The 17,121-nt window shown below is 43.9% G+C and carries 10 protein-coding genes; 9 read left to right on the top strand and 1 reads right to left on the bottom strand.

Annotation, left to right across the window (positions count from 1 at the left end; translation table 11 throughout):
• The first annotated feature begins 14 nt into the window (after positions 1-14).
• The 9 genes from HMPREF1532_RS09770 (at position 15) to HMPREF1532_RS09730 (ending at position 16,029) form a co-directional block, all read left to right on the top strand.
• Positions 15-4,157 carry a leucine-rich repeat domain-containing protein gene (locus HMPREF1532_RS09770; protein ID WP_244266427.1) on the top strand — a complete coding sequence of 1,381 codons (4,143 nt, stop codon included), beginning with the start codon at positions 15-17 and terminating at the stop codon, positions 4,155-4,157.
• Between the two features lie 560 nt (positions 4,158-4,717).
• Positions 4,718-7,612, top strand: a complete 2,895-nt coding sequence (locus HMPREF1532_RS09765) for an HsdM family class I SAM-dependent methyltransferase (protein ID WP_005928388.1) — start codon at positions 4,718-4,720, stop codon at positions 7,610-7,612.
• 1 nt (position 7,613) lies between these two features.
• Positions 7,614-8,291 (top strand): hypothetical protein, encoded by a 678-nt coding sequence (locus HMPREF1532_RS09760; protein ID WP_005928386.1) that lies wholly within the window; start codon positions 7,614-7,616, stop codon positions 8,289-8,291.
• 150 nt (positions 8,292-8,441) lie between these two features.
• Entirely contained in the window at positions 8,442-10,484 is a 2,043-nt protein-coding gene (gene metG, locus HMPREF1532_RS09755) for a methionine--tRNA ligase (RefSeq protein WP_005928384.1), read from the top strand.
• Between the two features lie 51 nt (positions 10,485-10,535).
• On the top strand, positions 10,536-11,990 hold the full coding sequence (locus HMPREF1532_RS09750) for a lipopolysaccharide biosynthesis protein (protein ID WP_005928382.1): 1,455 nt from the start codon (positions 10,536-10,538) through the stop codon (positions 11,988-11,990).
• A 1-nt stretch (position 11,991) separates the two neighbouring features.
• A complete protein-coding gene (locus tag HMPREF1532_RS09745; protein ID WP_005928380.1) occupies positions 11,992-12,990 on the top strand; it encodes a glycosyltransferase family 2 protein in 999 nt (332 codons plus the stop codon).
• A complete protein-coding gene (locus HMPREF1532_RS09740; protein ID WP_005928378.1) occupies positions 12,987-13,904 on the top strand; it encodes a beta-1,6-N-acetylglucosaminyltransferase in 918 nt (305 codons plus the stop codon). Before HMPREF1532_RS09745 ends, HMPREF1532_RS09740 begins: the two co-directional genes overlap by 4 nt.
• Positions 13,901-14,827 carry a glycosyltransferase family 2 protein gene (locus HMPREF1532_RS09735; protein ID WP_005928376.1) on the top strand — a complete coding sequence of 309 codons (927 nt, stop codon included), beginning with the start codon at positions 13,901-13,903 and terminating at the stop codon, positions 14,825-14,827. The genes HMPREF1532_RS09740 and HMPREF1532_RS09735 overlap by 4 nt, the downstream gene beginning before the upstream one ends.
• Complete coding sequence (locus HMPREF1532_RS09730; protein ID WP_005928374.1) at positions 14,827-16,029, top strand: glycosyltransferase family 4 protein; 1,203 nt, start codon at positions 14,827-14,829, stop codon at positions 16,027-16,029. Before HMPREF1532_RS09735 ends, HMPREF1532_RS09730 begins: the two co-directional genes overlap by 1 nt.
• Here HMPREF1532_RS09730 and wecB read toward each other — a convergent pair.
• Positions 15,993-17,120 (bottom strand): non-hydrolyzing UDP-N-acetylglucosamine 2-epimerase, encoded by a 1,128-nt coding sequence (wecB, locus tag HMPREF1532_RS09725; RefSeq protein WP_005928372.1) that lies wholly within the window; start codon positions 17,118-17,120, stop codon positions 15,993-15,995. The two genes, HMPREF1532_RS09730 and wecB, sit on opposite strands and share 37 nt — an antisense overlap.
• Between the last annotated feature and the right edge of the window lies 1 nt (position 17,121).

Genomic DNA, 17,121 nt, shown 5'->3' with positions numbered 1-17,121 from the left:
TAGAAAAGATTACATTGCCTAAAAAACTACGTAACATCAACGGGGCTGCATTCCTCGGATGTAGCAATTTAAGAACGATTGAAATGCCAGATAGCCTAAGAACACTTAAGGATCAGGCTTTTGAAGGATGCGAAAATTTGCAAAGCATAATACTGGCAGACAGTTTAACCGGAGAGATAGGAAATAGAGCATTCTACAACTGTAAATCATTAACCACGATTACAATTCCGGACAAAGTCGAATCTATTGGACAATACGTGTTCAGTGGTTGTAACGCTCTCGAAGAAATAACCATCGGAAACGGAGTTAAGAGCATATCGGGTTATGGACCATTTGAAGGATGTAGCAACCTTAAGAAAGTGGTCATCGGAAACGGCCTGACAGATTTAACCGGCAGTATATTTCAAGGTAAAACAAATCTAACAGAAGTCATATTAGGGGAAAATATAACAACAATAGGAAGTTTCTGTTTTAATGGATGTACCGGACTGGAGAAGATCGTATTACCTAAAAAACTACGTAATATAGAGGGGGGAGTATTCTACGAATGCGACAATTTAAGAACGATTGAAATGCCCGACAGTTTAAGAATACTTAAAGATCAAGTTTTTCAAGGATGTGAAAACCTACGAAGCATAACGTTACCGGACAGTTTAGAAAGTATAGGGAATCAAGTATTCAGAGATTGTAAAGCCTTGAAATCAATAACTATTCCGTCAAAAGTCACATCTTTAGGACAATATGTTTTTTATGGATGCAGTGCCTTGGAAAGTTTTATTTTAGGAGATGGAATTGAAGAAATATCTACTTATGACCCTTTTTACGAATGTAATAATCTTCGTTATGTAAAACTCAACGATAAACTTACCTATATAAGTAATTGGTTCTCCAATAAAAGTAACCTGGAAACTGTTGTTTTAGGAAACCAAGTCACAACAATTGGTAATTCTGCTTTCGCCAATTGTAAATCACTCCAAACCATCAACATGCCGGAAACATTAACAACCATTGGAAATTCGGCTTTCAGCGGATGTAGTAAATTGGCTTCTATTTACATTCCGGAAAGTGTTAATAAAATAGAGAACTATGCCTTTAGCAACTCCGGACTTCGTACATTTACACTTCCTCAAAACATAACGATCATCCCTAACTATGTTTTTAATAATTGCGATAGTCTACGAACAATTACTCTAACTCCTCAATTGACTGCCATAGAGGAAGATGCTTTCAATTCCTGCGACAGTGTAAAAGATATCACTATCAACAATGAAAATGAAACCATTATTGCCACAGCCGGAAAATTCGCCAGCATTCAAAAAGTGACCTTTGGAGATTTAGTTACTGCCATCCCCGATAACCTATTCAAAGACAAAAAATATCTGAAAGAAGTGAAGTTCGGCAAAGAGTTAGCTACCATTGGAGCCAATGCATTTTATAATACCGGCTTAGAGAAATTCACCCTGCCCGATCAGGTGACAACCATTGGCGAAGCCGCTTTCAAAGGAAACAAACAATTGACTGAATTCACTCTAAGCAAAAGCATCAACGAGATCCCTACAGAAGCCTTTGCCGGATGTATTAAGTTGGATTCCATCGGATTCCCTGCCTCCATTCGTAAAGTGGGTAGTAAAGCTTTCGACGGTTGTGACTCATTGCGGGTGATCGAATTAAATCCGGAATTAACAGAAATCGGTGAATATGCCTTTTATAATGCCGGAGACAAAAAACTGGAAAGCATCACCATCCCGGCCAAAGTGAAAAGTATAGGAAGCTATGCCTTCGCAAGTTGTGATACATTAAGTAATATCACGCTTGGTGAAGCAGTAGACAGCATTGCAACATACGCATTCCAAAAATGCCGCTGCCTGAAAGCAATCACTTTGCCGGCAAAACTGCGTAAACTGGAACACGATGTGTTCAACGGTACAGAGATTGCATCGCTCAACATCCCGGATCAAGTAACAGATGTCACCGGAGTATTCAACGGATTAAATAGCAAATTAACCTCCGTCACTCTCGGTAACGGGATAAAGGCACTTCCCGAAGGAATATTCAACAGTTTCTCCGCCCTACAAAGTGTCAGAATAGGAACCGGTGTCACCAAACTGCCAAGCAATACGTTCTATTATTGCAAGGCGTTGACCGATGTTACCATCGGAGCTAATGTCACGACTCTGGACGCTTATAGCTTCGGCTATTGCACAGCCTTGAAACAACTCAGCATCCCGGAGAAAGTAACCGATATACACGAAAATGCTTTTTACGGTACGGCCTTGACAGACTTAGCCCTAAATATGGAAGAGATCAAAGATTACGCCTTCAACAACCGGACGGATCTGACCCAAATTACCATCGGCAAAAACGTAAAACGCATCGGCGTTCAAGCATTCGGATATACCAATATCACAAACATCACACTACCCGAAAATCTGACTACTATTGCCGAAAAAGCTTTCTATGGAACTAAGCTGCAAAACATCCGCATCCCGGCATCGGTAAAAACCGTAGGGTCACAAGCATTCTACAACTGCAAAGAACTGCAAAGCGTGGAAATAGCAGCCGGCTCGGTATCGATCGGCAAACAGGCTTTCCAAGCCAGCCCGAAATTAACCACCGTCATCATGAAAGAAGGCGGCGAAAAGAACATTGCAACAGAAGCATTCTACAACTGCCCGGCACTGGAACAAGTCACTCTTGCTTCCACCGACTCCATTGGCACACGGGCCTTCTCCAACTGCCCGAAGCTGGCAAGCATCCATATACCCGCCAAAACCATAGGCGCCTATGCCTTTGCCAATTGCAGTACACTGACCGATGTGACCTTCGCCGAAGGCATGGACTCTATCGCCGACTACGCTTTTGTCAACTCAACGAATATCAACAGGGTGGCATTGCCGAACAGTCTGCGCACAATCGGCGCCTATGCATTCAGTGCCGAAAATAAAGAGAACTCATTAAGGAGCATCAGTTTCGGGAACAATCTGGAAACCATCGGAAAGAATGCGTTCTATAAAAGCACACAGGTAAAGGACATCGTCATCCCCGACAAAGTAAAAACCATACGGCTCAATGCTTTCAGTAATTGTGAAAATCTGCGTACGGTAAGCGTAGGCAGTGGAGTAGTCACCGTTGAACCCTTTGCTTTCAATGCCAACCCCAACCTGATGTCCATCACATGGAACAGTAAAACACGTATCGAAAACGATGCTTTCAACAGTTATGCCAAAAACTGCCTGATGTATGTCACCGCACAGACAGAGGTTCCTCAAAAATGGTATAATGTGATTCGCGACGGGGTGGCCGAGAACATTGAAATAGCAGATAAATATCCGTTCCATTGCTGGAAAGCATTTGAAGCGAAGAAAGCCATATTCCGCAAGACGTTCAGTCTGGAAACCGGACGTGGCAACGTGTCCAAGGGATGGGAGTCAATCACACTGCCATTCGATGTCAGCCGCATATGGTTCGAGTCAAAAAGTACCGAGCTCCTGCCGTTCGGCGCAGAAGGAGCAAGTACACGCCGTTTCTGGTTACGCGAACTGGGAGAAAACGGATTCCAGTCGTGTCAGCAGATAAAAGCACATACCCCTTACATTATCGCCATGCCGAACAACCGGGAATATGACGAGCAATATAACATCACCGGAGAGGTGCAATTCATAGCCGAAGATTACCGGATACCTGTCACACCCGAAGTTCTGCCAATCGTAGAAGGACCGAAATTCAATTTTGTCCCGACGCTTACAGCAGTCGAACAATCACAGGAGGTATATGCCCTGAACATCGATCCATACAACACGGAAGAGACAACCGGTAGCGTATTCGAACGTTATCGCCGTGACGTAAAGCCGTTCGAAGCTTACGTTACAGACAAACCGGGGTCGCTCAATGCGCCGCTCATGTTCAGTATCGGTGACAATGGCGGTGGTGCCACCGACATACGCATAACGCTGGGCGAAACCATCGATAACGTGAAAGCATACAGCCGAAACGGTATCCTTTACATCGAATCGGACTGTACACGTACCATCGAAATTTATGGTGTAAACGGCATGTTGCTCCGTAATGCAGAAGTGAATGAAGGAATCAATCAGGTGACCGACCTTGATGAGGGCGTCTACTTCCTTGAAGGACAAAAAGTGATTGTGAAACAATAAAATCATCATTGAGCCTCAAACAGAAAACCAACCATTACTGAAACCATTACTGAAAAGAAACCCGTCATCGGCATGTATTTGTCAATGACGGGTTTCTTTTCAGTAATGATTAAACGATAACCGGGTAGCACTGAAGTTGTTAATTTGACAAGTACAGGGAGGAAGCGTTTTTCGAGTCAATGAGGGCCGCCCGATACAAGGAAGTAGTCGCAAATGCTATTGTTCATTGTATATCAAATCATTAACTGTTCATTTCCTAAGTAAATGAATCTATATTCTTAGCCTGCAAGAATACGTATTTAATACTGTGTTAAATACAATTTTTTGTCAACAAGAATACGTATCTTTACAGGCAAAGAATTAATGTTTTGCAACAGAAGAAACAATATGCCGCAAAACGGAATTAACAATGTTAAAATCAGACATACGATTTTCTCATTGACAAGTTCTTAAAGAACGGTAATACAACAAAAATATCATGTTTTAAGTCCGATGATTTTAAAACAATACCGAAAAATAGTATCTTTACCGAAAAATAGAGTTTAGACATTAGAATTTGTATGCCAATAGCCCACTTTGAAAGAAAAATTCAAGAACTCAACTTTTCCTTTATTTCTGAAAAAGGAACCAGTGGAGTGTTATTGACTCAAAACTATGAAAGTCTTTCAAAAGCCATATCCGCACCAGACATTCTTTTCGCCTTAGAAACCGCAAAAAATAAATTCGGTGCAGATGCTGTGTATTTCCGCTATTTCCAAGATAGCAGAGCCGCCGTGCCACAGCTATATATCTTTGACTATACCCTAAAACCGTTAAGCTCTCAAGAAAAAAACCGCATACACAGAAATATGTGGAATGGTTATCAGGTACCTGTATACATCATCATCGAGAAGTCATCTGTGAGCTTTTTCGACGCAAGAGAAAAACCCGATTACAACAGGGTAAATTATGCACAAGAGATAATCATAAAAACAGGAGAAGCCATTAGAAATTTTAATGCGCAAAGCTTTGATAATGGCCTATTTTGGGAAGAGGAAATAAACAAAAATCATTTTCAATTTGAACAATCGGCGACAAAAGATTTAATCCGTGGCCTTAAAGAGGTATATGCCAGTTTTCAAAAAGAATCCGGTTTGGACAAGCACGTAGCCTTAAAATTGCTGGTTCAATGTCTTCTTATAAAATATCTGGAAGAACGGGACGAAGATTCACAGAGCGGGTACTTTGCAAGTACTTACTTTCAAAAACATTTCCAATGCAACGGATTTTGTGATGTTATCCGTCAAGGCAAACTTCTTGACTTATTAGATAAATTAGCTTCTGATTTCAATGGGAAGATATTTCAATGGGACAAGGAAAAAGAAGTAAAGGAGAGAACATCCATTAGAAAAACAGAAATCAAATACCTGGCAAACTATTTAGATGCCAATATAGAAAACAATCAATATGTTTTCTGGCGGCTATATTCATTCTCACACCTGCCGGTAGAAGTAATCAGTTCTGTATATGAAGAGCTATTGACCGATAGCAAGGACATCGTTTACACACCCGAAATGATCGTCTCCACTTTAGTGGACGAATGCATGCCTCTGCAATCTCCTCAAAAAGATTTTAAACTGATCGATGTAAGTTGTGGCTCCGGAATATTCTTGGTTAAAGCCTACAAACGCATCGTTCAATGGTGGCGGTATGAACAATGGCAAAAAACAGGCAAACTGGAGAAACCGTCGCTACCGGTATTAAAAGACTTATTATTAAAGAGCATTCATGGAGTAGATATTGAGCAAGATGCCATTCGTTTGTCTATTTTCAGCCTGGCCCTTGCAATCTTAGATGAAGTAAATCTGGATTCTCCGACATGGGGAGAGTTGAAATTTCCTGATCTGAACAATAATATCATCACAAAGAACTTCTTTAAATATGTAACGGAAAATCCACCCAATGACTTTTCATTGGTGATTGGAAATCCACCTTTCAACTTGCCGTTTGTAAATGATAAAGAACCTGCCAGAAAGGAATATTTTAAAAAGTTAGAAAAACAGTTTGGTTATAAAACAGAAATAGATATACCGGACGAAAATCCCGCACTACACTTCTTAGTACAATCTATGAAACTTCTAAAAGCGGGAGGAATACTTTCTATGATTCAACCATCCGGACCGTTATTGTATCAAAAAGACTTAAAATTCAAGGAAGACGTCTTTTCTACATACAATTTATTGCAAGTTATTGATTTCACCAAACTGGCAGATAAACTATGGGGTAAAAAGAACGTGTCAACAGCAGCTGTGTTTTTACAGAAATCAAGACCGGACTCAGAACCTGTTTTACATCTGATAGCCAATCGCACCTTCTCAAATGCAAATAAACTTTTTTTAGAGTTTGATTATTACGATTTCCACTTCATGTCTAAAAATGATGCTATTTTTAAGCCATACACATGGAAAGCACATTTATTAGGAGGAGGCCGAATTACATCTCTCATTGAAAGATTGTCCACTTTGCCCACTCTAAAAGAATTTTTAAAAGAAAAAGAAAGAAAAGAGGGTTGGTGTGTGGGTATCGGATATATCATTGGCGACAAATCCAATAAAGCCGATTTTATAACCGGAAAAGAGACTATCCCCGTAGAAGCGTTAACCGAAAACGGCATTGATGAAAAACAAATCCACGAATGTCTGATTCAACGTTTCGAAAGACCCAGAAAAACAAAAAAGAAAATTTATGAAGGGCCGCATATTTTGATAAGAGTGATAACAGGCAACCAAGGAATTCCAATTGCTTATTCGGAAAAATACCTGACTTTTCCATTCGGCATAATCGGTATTCATGCGCCTCAAGATGATAAATCAGAGTTATCCGCATTATATGATTATTTAAGAGAAAACAATAGTTTACTAAGAAGCTATATTCTGGCAACGAGTGGAAGAGCCATGATTGGAAAAGCCACTTCAATCAACAAAGATGATATTATGAGGATTCCGTATTCGCATAACAAAAACGATATCATATTCTCTGAGGCAGAAAAGATCATCATAGAAGAAATTGCTGATAAAAGAAAAACAGAAGAAATAGCGGTTCTAAATGCAGACATAACCAAATTCGCATCTGTTTTTTGTAAAACGCTCAATAGTGTTTATCAAATTGATAACGGAAAATTCCAACCTTATAAAATATTAAATACCGAAAACTACATTGCCATACATTTTGAGTACGGCAAAGAGTTGCTTACTGTATCAGAAGAACAAGTTTTCAATTTAGAACAGTATATACAAAATGTCATTCCTCAAAAAAATATCAAACGCCCACACACACATATTCAGAAAATAATGAAAGTGTATGGTAAAAATACTATTATATTAATAAAACCGAAGCAATTACGCTATTGGCTTCCGTCTATTGCCTTACGTGATGCCGATGAAGTGTTTGCAGACTATATAAAAGCCCGTTACTAAAATGTTCAAAGATAGTTTGCCTTCATATCAATTGCCACAACCGAATGATTTATCAGTTCCTCCCAAACACGAAGTAGAACAAATTGTATCATTCATTGACAATCACATAGCAGATTTTCCACACTACTATAATCAAAATAAAGATTCTGTCAGGGAAAATTGGATTAGCAACCTTTTAGTCCGCCATTTCAACTTATGTAATTGTGAAAACGGAGGGTATCTGCCATATGAATTCAGTAAAAACCCGCCACAAGCAAGCTCTACAAGAGAAACGGATATCGGTGTATATATCAATACCAGAAATTCAAAGGTTATTCCGATAATGGAGTTTGAGGCTAAACGTTTCTCTGAGACATCCAACAATCAAGAATACGTTTATGGAGAACGAGGCGGAATAGAACGTTTCAAAAAAGGAGAACATTCAAAGCATCTCAAAGAGTGCGGAATGTTTGCGTATGTGCAAAGCCGAACCATTGAAGAGTGGTTTTCAAAAGTAAATGGTTGGGTGATTTATCAATCGCAAAACAGCATAAACGAGTCCATAGATTGGACAGAAGATGAACAATTAGCCAAAGTCTCATTGCTTGGATCCGTCGAAAAGTTTGCATCCTGCCATAAAAGAAACATATCCAATGATACTATTTTCCTCTGGCATTATTTCATCGATTTGACTCCCTGATCACGATCACAAAAAGAATTTCGTATCCCGGAAGAGTAAAAACGTATTAAATACATTTCTATTATCAGCAAAAACAAGAAATAAAAAAGAATTTCCCTACCTTTGTGGGCTATTAATGATAAGAGAATCATAAAAATAATCCCTATATCAATGGAAAAGAACTTTAAAAGAACCACAGTGACCTCGGCTCTGCCATATGCCAACGGGCCTGTTCATATCGGACATCTGGCAGGTGTATACGTGCCGGCAGATATCTATGTCCGTTATCTGAGATTGAAAAAAGAAGACGTACTCTTTATCGGCGGTTCGGATGAACACGGTGTGCCTATCACAATCCGTGCCAAGAAAGAAGGTATCACTCCACAAGATGTAGTAGACCGTTATCATTTCCTCATAAAGAAATCTTTTGAAGAGTTCGGCATCTCATTCGACGTATACAGCCGTACTTCCTCAAAAACGCACCATGCACTGGCCTCAGACTTCTTCAGGAAGTTGTATGATAAAGGAGAATTTATCGAAAAAACGTCAGAGCAATACTACGATGAAGAAGCGCACCAGTTCCTTGCCGACCGCTATATCACAGGCGAATGCCCGCACTGCCATTCGGAAGGAGCTTACGGCGACCAATGCGAAAAGTGCGGAACTTCCCTTTCACCGACAGACCTTATCAATCCGAAGAGTGCCATCAGTGGCAGCAAACCGGTGATGAAAGAAACCACCCACTGGTATCTCCCGTTGGATAAGCATGAAACATGGCTGCGCCAATGGATTCTGGAAGATCATAAGGAATGGCGTCCTAACGTATACGGACAATGCAAAAGCTGGCTCGACATGGGGCTGCAACCACGTGCCGTAAGCCGCGACCTCGACTGGGGGATTCCTGTTCCGGTAGAAGGTGCCGAAGGGAAAGTTCTCTATGTATGGTTCGACGCTCCTATCGGCTATATCTCCAACACGAAAGAGTTATTGCCCGACACTTGGGAAACTTGGTGGAAAGATCCTAAAACGCGTCTTATCCATTTTATCGGAAAAGACAACATCGTATTCCACTGTATCGTGTTCCCGGCCATGCTGAAAGCCGAAGGCAGTTACATTCTGCCGGACAACGTGCCGAGCAACGAATTCCTCAACCTTGAAGGCGATAAGATTTCCACTTCGCGCAATTGGGCCGTATGGTTGCATGAATATCTGGAAGACTTCCCCGGCAAGCAGGACGTGCTCCGCTATGTACTGACCGCCAATGCACCGGAAACCAAAGATAACGATTTCACATGGAAAGACTTCCAGGCACGCAATAACAACGAATTGGTGGCCGTGTATGGCAACTTCGTAAACCGGGCTCTGCAGCTTACAAAAAAATACTTTGACAGTGTAGTCCCTGCCGCGGGAGAGCTGACGGACTATGACCGCGAAACACTGAAAGAATTTGCCGATGTAAAGGCAGAAGTAGAAAAGTTGCTCGATGTATTCAAGTTCCGTGATGCCCAGAAAGAAGCAATGAATCTGGCTCGCATCGGAAACAAGTATCTGGCAGATACCGAACCGTGGAAACTTGCAAAGACCGACATGACACGCGTTGCTACCATTCTGAATATCTCCTTACAGTTAGTTGCCAACCTTGCCATCGCTTTCGAACCGTTCCTGCCATTCAGCAGCGACAAACTTCGCAAGATGCTGAACATGGACAATTTCGATTGGGCAGAATTGGGACAAACAGACTTGCTTCCTACCGGACATCAATTAGGAACTCCCGAATTACTGTTCGAAAAGATAGAAGACGATGTCATCCAAGCGCAGGTAGACAAATTGCTCGCAACCAAAAAAGCAAATGAGGCCTCCAATTACAAAGCCAACCCGATCAAGCCGGTCATCTCATTCGATGATTTTGAAAAATTGGATATCCGCGTAGGTACAGTATTGGAATGCGAGATGGTGCCCAAGATGAAGAAGTTACTGAAATTCAAGATCGCCGACGGCTTAGAAAACCGTACGATCGTTAGCGGTATCGCCCAGCATTATCAACCGGAAGAATTGGTAGGTAAGCAGGTGTTGTTCATCGCCAATCTGGCTCCGCGCCAGTTCAAAAACGGACTGGTAAGTGAAGGCATGATTCTTTCTGCCGAAAATTACGATGGCTCGCTGGCCGTCACTTCGCTATTGAAAGAAGTGAAGCCCGGCAGCGAAGTAAAATAAGCGGTAAAGCGCCTCAAACGGATATTCCAACAAAAAAGCAGACGTACTATCATGGGGGAATCATCACTAAAAGAGAAAACAGCGAAAGGACTATTCTGGGGAGGGTTCAGCAACGGCGCACAGCAGTTGTTGAATCTGGGCTTCGGAATAGTCCTTGCCCGTTTATTGGATGCTTCCGACTATGGCATGATAGGCATGCTCGCTATTTTCTCCGCCATAGCCGGCACGTTGCAGGAAAGCGGGTTTACCGTGGCACTGGCCAATAAACAGAAAGTGAGCCACGAAGACTATAATGCCGTATTCTGGTTCAGCACACTCACGGGAGTCGGAATATACATCCTTCTCTTTTTCTGTGCCCCATTCATTGCCGACTTTTACAATAACCCCGATCTCACACCGCTGGCACGTTATGTTTTTCTCGGTTTCCTAATATCCAGTACGGCAACAGCCCACAACGCTTATCTGTTCCGGAACCTGATGGTAAAACAGAAGACAATGGCACAGATACCCGCATTGCTGTTGTCGGGGACGGTAGGCGTCCTCATGGCATACAACGGAATGTCTTATTGGGGCATAGCCACACAAACCCTGACATTTATCACTGTCGTGAATCTCTCATTCTGGTACTTCTCTCCGTGGAGACCGACCTTTCACATTAACTTCCGTCCACTGAAATCGATGTTCGGCTTCAGCAGCAAAATATTGGTGACCAACATCTTTACACAAGCCAATAATAACATTCTGTCTACCCTGTTAGGCCGTTTCTTCACGGAACAGGAAGTGGGCTACTACACCCAGTCCAACAAATGGAACACTATGGGATACTCTTTCATCAGCGGTACGGTAAGCAGCGTAGCACAACCCGTCCTGACAGAAGTCTCCAATGACCCGGCACGCCAGTTGGGCGTCCTGCGGAAAATGCTCCGTTTTACCGCATTCCTATCCTTTCCGGCCATGTTGGGACTGGCATTCATAGCCCGCGAATTTATCGTTATCACCATTACGGAAAAATGGCTTCCTTGTGTCCCTATGCTGCAAATGCTCTGTATCTGGGGGGCATTCATGCCCATCATCACCCTGTATTCCAATCTGGTCATCAGTAAGGGAAAATCCAACATTTACATGTGGAACACCATCGTATTGAGCCTGCTGCAACTAACTGCAATGCTTGTGAGCTATCCTTACGGTATTGCCGTAATGATACAATGTTTTGTCTGTCTCAATATTCTCTGGTTACCCGTATGGCAGTATTTTGTCTGGAGAGAAATACGCTTAAGCTTTTGGATGGCACTGAAGGACATACTCCCGTTTGCCATCATCGCATCGGCAACAATGGCAATCACCTGGTATGTGACATGCGGAGTTTCTAACTTATATCTCTTGTTTGCCGCCAAAATAGGAATCAGTGCCGCACTTTATTGCTTGCTGATGTGGGGAAGCCGTGTCTCCATTTTCAAAGAAAGCCTTCAGTTCATCGGCAAAAAACTGCCCGGGAAAAAGAAATAATATGAAGCAGGAAGAAAGGAATAATAACCAAACAGAATGTGGAAAACCGGCACATGCCGCTATCAGTGTCGTGATACCGCTATATAACGGAGCGGCCTATATAGAGCGTTCCATCCACTCGGTATTGGCACAAACCGTACTTCCGGCAGAAATATTAGTGATCGATGACGGCTCTACAGACAATGGGGCTGCTCTGGTAATGCAAAAGAACTATCCGTTGGTACGCCTCATCAGCCAAGCCAACGCCGGAGTATCGGCTGCCCGCAACAAGGGTATTTCCGAGTCGCGATATGAATATGTAGCTTTTCTGGATGCAGACGACCAATGGACGGACAATCACCTGGAAATTATTGCCGGCCTGATAAAGAAATATCCCCGATGCGGAGTATTCGGAACTTCTTATTATTTCTGCCGCCCCGGCAAGAAACCGTTTCTCCCTGTACTACCCGACCGGTTCGCCTTCGACGGGACGGATACGATTCTTGACAATTACTTTGAGATGGCATCGGGCGTCAATCCACCCCTACACATGAGTTCATATGCCGTACGGAAACAGAGCATAGAAGCCTTCGGCGGATTTCCCACCGGTATCCCTGCCGGAGAGGATATCATCACACTGGCACGGCTGCACGCTACTTGTGACATTGCTTACTCCAAGCATCCCACTTCCATTTACTACCTCAATCCGAGCGAAGGGAAAAAGATACGTCCCATACTGTGGCACAATCCGATCGACCAGATGTTCGACGAACTGCTCCGCACTGCCGCCCACAGAAAAGGAGTACGCCGTTACGTTTCTTCCTGGCACAAGGGAAGAATGGTAGGCGCTTTCTTTGCGCACCACTACAGGCTGGCTATAAGAGAATTCTTCATCGCCATGCGCATATTTCCTTTTCAAAAGAAGCTGTATACAGCGCTGTTGGCCACTCTATATGCCTTATGTACTCATCGGGATCTATACGACATCAATCAGTCCATCCTTCAAAAACAAAAGAAATGAGCCGGATCGCCTATATTATTTCAGCATACAAAGATGCTCCGCATCTGTCGCGTCTCATTAAAGCATTGGATGAAGATGCTGATTTCTACGTACATATTGACCGGAAAGCAGACAGCCGTCCATTCAAAGAACTGTTGCCGGAAGGCAAGGTCACCTTTGTACAAAGCCATTGGGTGAGCTGGGGAGGCTGGGAACAAGTGGAATATCAGAAGGAGCTGTTAGCTGCCGTACTACACAGTGGCATAGAGTATACGCGTATCGTATGCTTAAGCGGTCAAGACTACCCTTTATGGCCGAACAGAAAAATCCACCGGTATTTTGAAGAACATCGGGATACGGAATTTATCATGGGAATGAACCTGACCCGCTCCGCCGACAAACGGCAAATCGCCAAAATAGTGTACTATCACTTTTTCCGCGACCTGAAATGGGAGAATCTTTGGCTAAAGAATAAATTTATTGTGGCATCACGCCACCTGATGAAGTGGCTTCCCATACGAAAAGCCCCTATCGTACGGATAGGCAATAAGGAAAGTGACATATATTGCGGCTCGGATTATTGGGGTATCACCCTGCCTTGCGCACAATATGTTTATGAAAAACTTTGTACCGAAAAAGAGTTGGTACGTTATTTCAAAACAAGTTTCGTACCCAGCGAATTGTGCATACAGACGCTTGTATTCAATTCTCCCTTTGCCGCCCGCGCATTATCCGTTGAAGGAGGATATACAGGACTCTCTGCCCTGACACCCCTACATTATATTATATATGGGAAATCCATCAAAGTGCTGACTTTGGAAGATTGGAGCGCACTGCAACAATCCGGCAAGATGTTTTGCCGGAAAGTGGTAAGCGGTGCATCGGACTCTCTCGTTAAAACCATTGAAACAGAACGAAAACAGGAAATTTCATGAAAATATTAGTCATCATCGTATCCTATAACTTTGAACGCTGGATAGACCGTTGCCTGAACAGCCTTCGCCAATCCGAGCAGCAAGCGGATGTCGTTGTGATAGACAATGCTTCGCAAGACCGTACCGTTTCACTCATCGAGAGCCGTTATCCCGAAGTCCGCCTTATCAAAAGCAAAGAGAATCTCGGTTTCGGACGCGCCAACAACATCGGCATGAAAATCGCCCTAAAAGAAGGATACGATGCTGTTTTCCTCTTGAACCAAGACGCCTGGATCGATGCCAAAGTACTTGGAGAACTGAGTGAACTAAGTCGGAGCCATCCCCGCTACGGCATTCTCTCGCCCATACATCTGACCGGTTCGGGAGAGAAGTTGGAACAAGGCTTTGCCGGTTACTCCAATCTCAACAATCTGGAAGAGGTGAAAAAGCAAGAACTGAAAATCCGGCAAGAAACAAACGGACAGTCCGGACTCATCCCTCTGCCTTTCGTCAATGCCGCTTTCTGGATGATTCCGTGCAATGTGTTGCGAACCGTAGGTGGTTTTTCTCCACTTTTCTATCATTACGGCGAAGACGTGGACTACGCTAATCGCATCAAACATCACGGTTATCTCATCGGCTATTCCCCTAAAGTATTCGGTTGCCACGACCGTGAAAACAGGACAATCAGCCATGAAGTCTTCCTACGTTCCGAACAAATCTACCATCTGACGGAATATGCCAATATTAATTATTCTTTTAAGAAAGCATTTGGCTACAGCGTACTGGCATGTGTCAAAAAATCCTTAATAGCTCTTGTCAAAGGAAAAGCAAAAACGGCTGGTACATACGTCATCATAACTACACGATTGCTGAAACGAACTGCCGAAGTCAGAAAGTTCCGGAAACAAAGCAAACTGAGAAACGCTAATTATCTACAATAATGAAAGTACTTTATACCTTCGGAGGAATACCGCATTACCTCAGCGCCATGCTCAACAAGCTGTGCACTAAAGGAGTAGAAATCACCGTAGTCACTCCCCAAAAAGGAAACGCCACCATCGGCAAGGGAGTAAAAATGGTGGAAGGCGGTACCTATAAGCACCTCACGACAGAGGAGAAAAAGATGTTCTACGGCAAAAGCGCTTATCCCGCATTGCCGGACATCGTACGCAAAGAAAAGCCCGACATACTTGTCATGGGCTGGCCCTACTTCCTGCAAATATTCTTTCAGCCCAAGCTCCGGCGGGTAATGAAAGAGTGCAACACCCAACTGGTAATCCGGGAGATCCCCTTCCAAACCCCACCCTATGGAAAAATAAAAGAATACTTCCGTGCCAACCCGATGTACGACGAGAATATGCGCCTGCTTAGCACCGGTCCAGGGTTCTATCTGAAACAATGGTTCACAGCCCGGATTCGTAAATACTGCTACGCCCGGACGGCAGGAACATTGAACTACTCTACAGTGGCCTACGAGATCCTCCCCTCTTACGGAGTAAAAAGAGAACAGATACACGTCACATACAACTCCACAGATACGGAAGCCTTATTGAAAGAAAAAGAAACCGTAGTAAACTCCACCCCGCTGCTCCCGCCCTCCGAAAGGCGGCTTCTACACATCGGACGCTTAGTGAAATGGAAACGGGTGGATTTACTGATCAACGCTTTCCACCGGACGATCCACTCTTTCCCCGATGCCGAGTTGGTGATTGTCGGCGACGGACCGGAACTAAAACATCTGAAACAACAAGCAGCCGAATCGGGGTTGACAGATTCCATCCGGTTCATCGGCGCAGTCTACGACCCGGAAAAGCTAGGTGCTTATATGAACGAATCTACCGTATATGTACTGGCCGGTATGGGCGGACTTTCCATCAACGACGCCATGACCTACGGCATGCCGGTGCTCTGCTCGGTATGTGACGGCACAGAACGTGACCTGGTGATCGATGGCAAGAACGGCTTCTTTTTCAAAGAGGGTGATGCAGACAGTCTGGCCGAAAAGATCAGCGAATTGTTCTCTTCTCCTGCACTATGCAAAAAGATGGGAAAAGAATCCGAACGGATCATTCGTGAAAAGATAAATATCGAAACAGTCAGTGCACGCTACTTGAGAGCGTTCACGATTCTTTCGCAAGCCTGACCATCACCGTAAGGATTGTGCGTCTCGGACATACGCTTGTAAAGTTCTTTGTTACGCAACAATTCCACTACGTTGCCCACAATGGTCTCGGCATCCGTGCCCACCAGTTTCACTGTTCCAGCTTCCACCGCTTCGGGCCGTTCGGTGGTGTTGCGCATCACAAGCACCGGTTTGCCCAACGAAGGCGCCTCTTCCTGTACACCCCCGCTATCGGTCAGCAACAAGATGGAGTGCTGCATGGCATAAATAAAAGGCAGGTAGTCCAACGGAGAGATCAGAAAAACGTTATCCAGTCCGGACAGCAGCTCATAAACCGGTTTCTGCACATTCGGGTTCAGATGCACAGGGTAGACGATATCTATATCGGGATACTTCGAAGCCAACTCCCTGATAGCCTTACAGATGTGCAGGAACCCTTCGCCGAAATTCTCACGGCGGTGGCCGGTAACGAGGATATAATCACGTTCGCCCACAGTGTAACCTTTCTCTTGGATCTCCTTATGTATCTGTTCTTCCATCCCCGTCTTCGTAGCAATGATGTCGACCGCCATCAGCAAAGCGTCTATCACCGTATTGCCGGTAACGAAGATTTTCTTCTCTTCTATGTTCTCCCGCAGAAGATTCTGCCGGGATTGCCCGGTAGGCGCAAAATAATACGTGCAGATGCGGTCCGTCACCTGGCGGTTCATCTCCTCGGGCCAGGGCGACAGCATGTCGTATGTGCGCAGCCCCGCTTCCACATGCGCCACTGCAATCTGCCGGTAGAAGGCAGCCAATGAAGCCGCCATCGAGGTGGTAGTATCGCCGTGCACCAGCACCACATCGGGCGCAAAATCCTTCAATACGTCCCGCAGCCCTAACAGCACTTTCGAGGTAATGTCGTATAAGTCCTGATTGGGAGCCATGATGTTCAGGTCATAATCGGGCGTAATGCCAAACACTTCCAACACTTGGTCGAGCATCTGCCGATGCTGTGCCGTTACACATACTTTTGTTTCGAAATGCTCTGTATCCTTCTGAAACTCTTTCACCAACGGTGCCATCTTGATGGCTTCGGGGCGAGTACCGAACACTAATAGAATTTTCTTCATC

Origin of the sequence: Bacteroides salyersiae WAL 10018 = DSM 18765 = JCM 12988, assembly GCF_000381365.1 — a bacterium.
Lineage (GTDB): Bacteria > Bacteroidota > Bacteroidia > Bacteroidales > Bacteroidaceae > Bacteroides > Bacteroides salyersiae.
Note: the sequence above shows the minus strand (reverse complement) of the source record. Positions and strands in the feature narration are given on the sequence as shown.

Excerpts from the sequence above, each read along its gene's own strand:
- HMPREF1532_RS09765 (WP_005928388.1), top strand. The coding sequence starts at position 4,718 with ATGCCAATAGCCCACTTTGAAAGAAAAATTCAAGAACTCAACTTTTCC.
- HMPREF1532_RS09760 (WP_005928386.1), top strand. The coding sequence starts at position 7,614 with ATGTTCAAAGATAGTTTGCCTTCATATCAATTGCCACAACCGAATGAT.
- metG (WP_005928384.1), top strand. The coding sequence starts at position 8,442 with ATGGAAAAGAACTTTAAAAGAACCACAGTGACCTCGGCTCTGCCATAT.
- HMPREF1532_RS09750 (WP_005928382.1), top strand. The coding sequence starts at position 10,536 with ATGGGGGAATCATCACTAAAAGAGAAAACAGCGAAAGGACTATTCTGG.
- HMPREF1532_RS09745 (WP_005928380.1), top strand. The coding sequence starts at position 11,992 with ATGAAGCAGGAAGAAAGGAATAATAACCAAACAGAATGTGGAAAACCG.
- HMPREF1532_RS09740 (WP_005928378.1), top strand. The coding sequence starts at position 12,987 with ATGAGCCGGATCGCCTATATTATTTCAGCATACAAAGATGCTCCGCAT.
- HMPREF1532_RS09735 (WP_005928376.1), top strand. The coding sequence starts at position 13,901 with ATGAAAATATTAGTCATCATCGTATCCTATAACTTTGAACGCTGGATA.
- HMPREF1532_RS09730 (WP_005928374.1), top strand. The coding sequence starts at position 14,827 with ATGAAAGTACTTTATACCTTCGGAGGAATACCGCATTACCTCAGCGCC.
- wecB (WP_005928372.1), bottom strand. The coding sequence starts at position 17,120 with ATGAAGAAAATTCTATTAGTGTTCGGTACTCGCCCCGAAGCCATCAAG.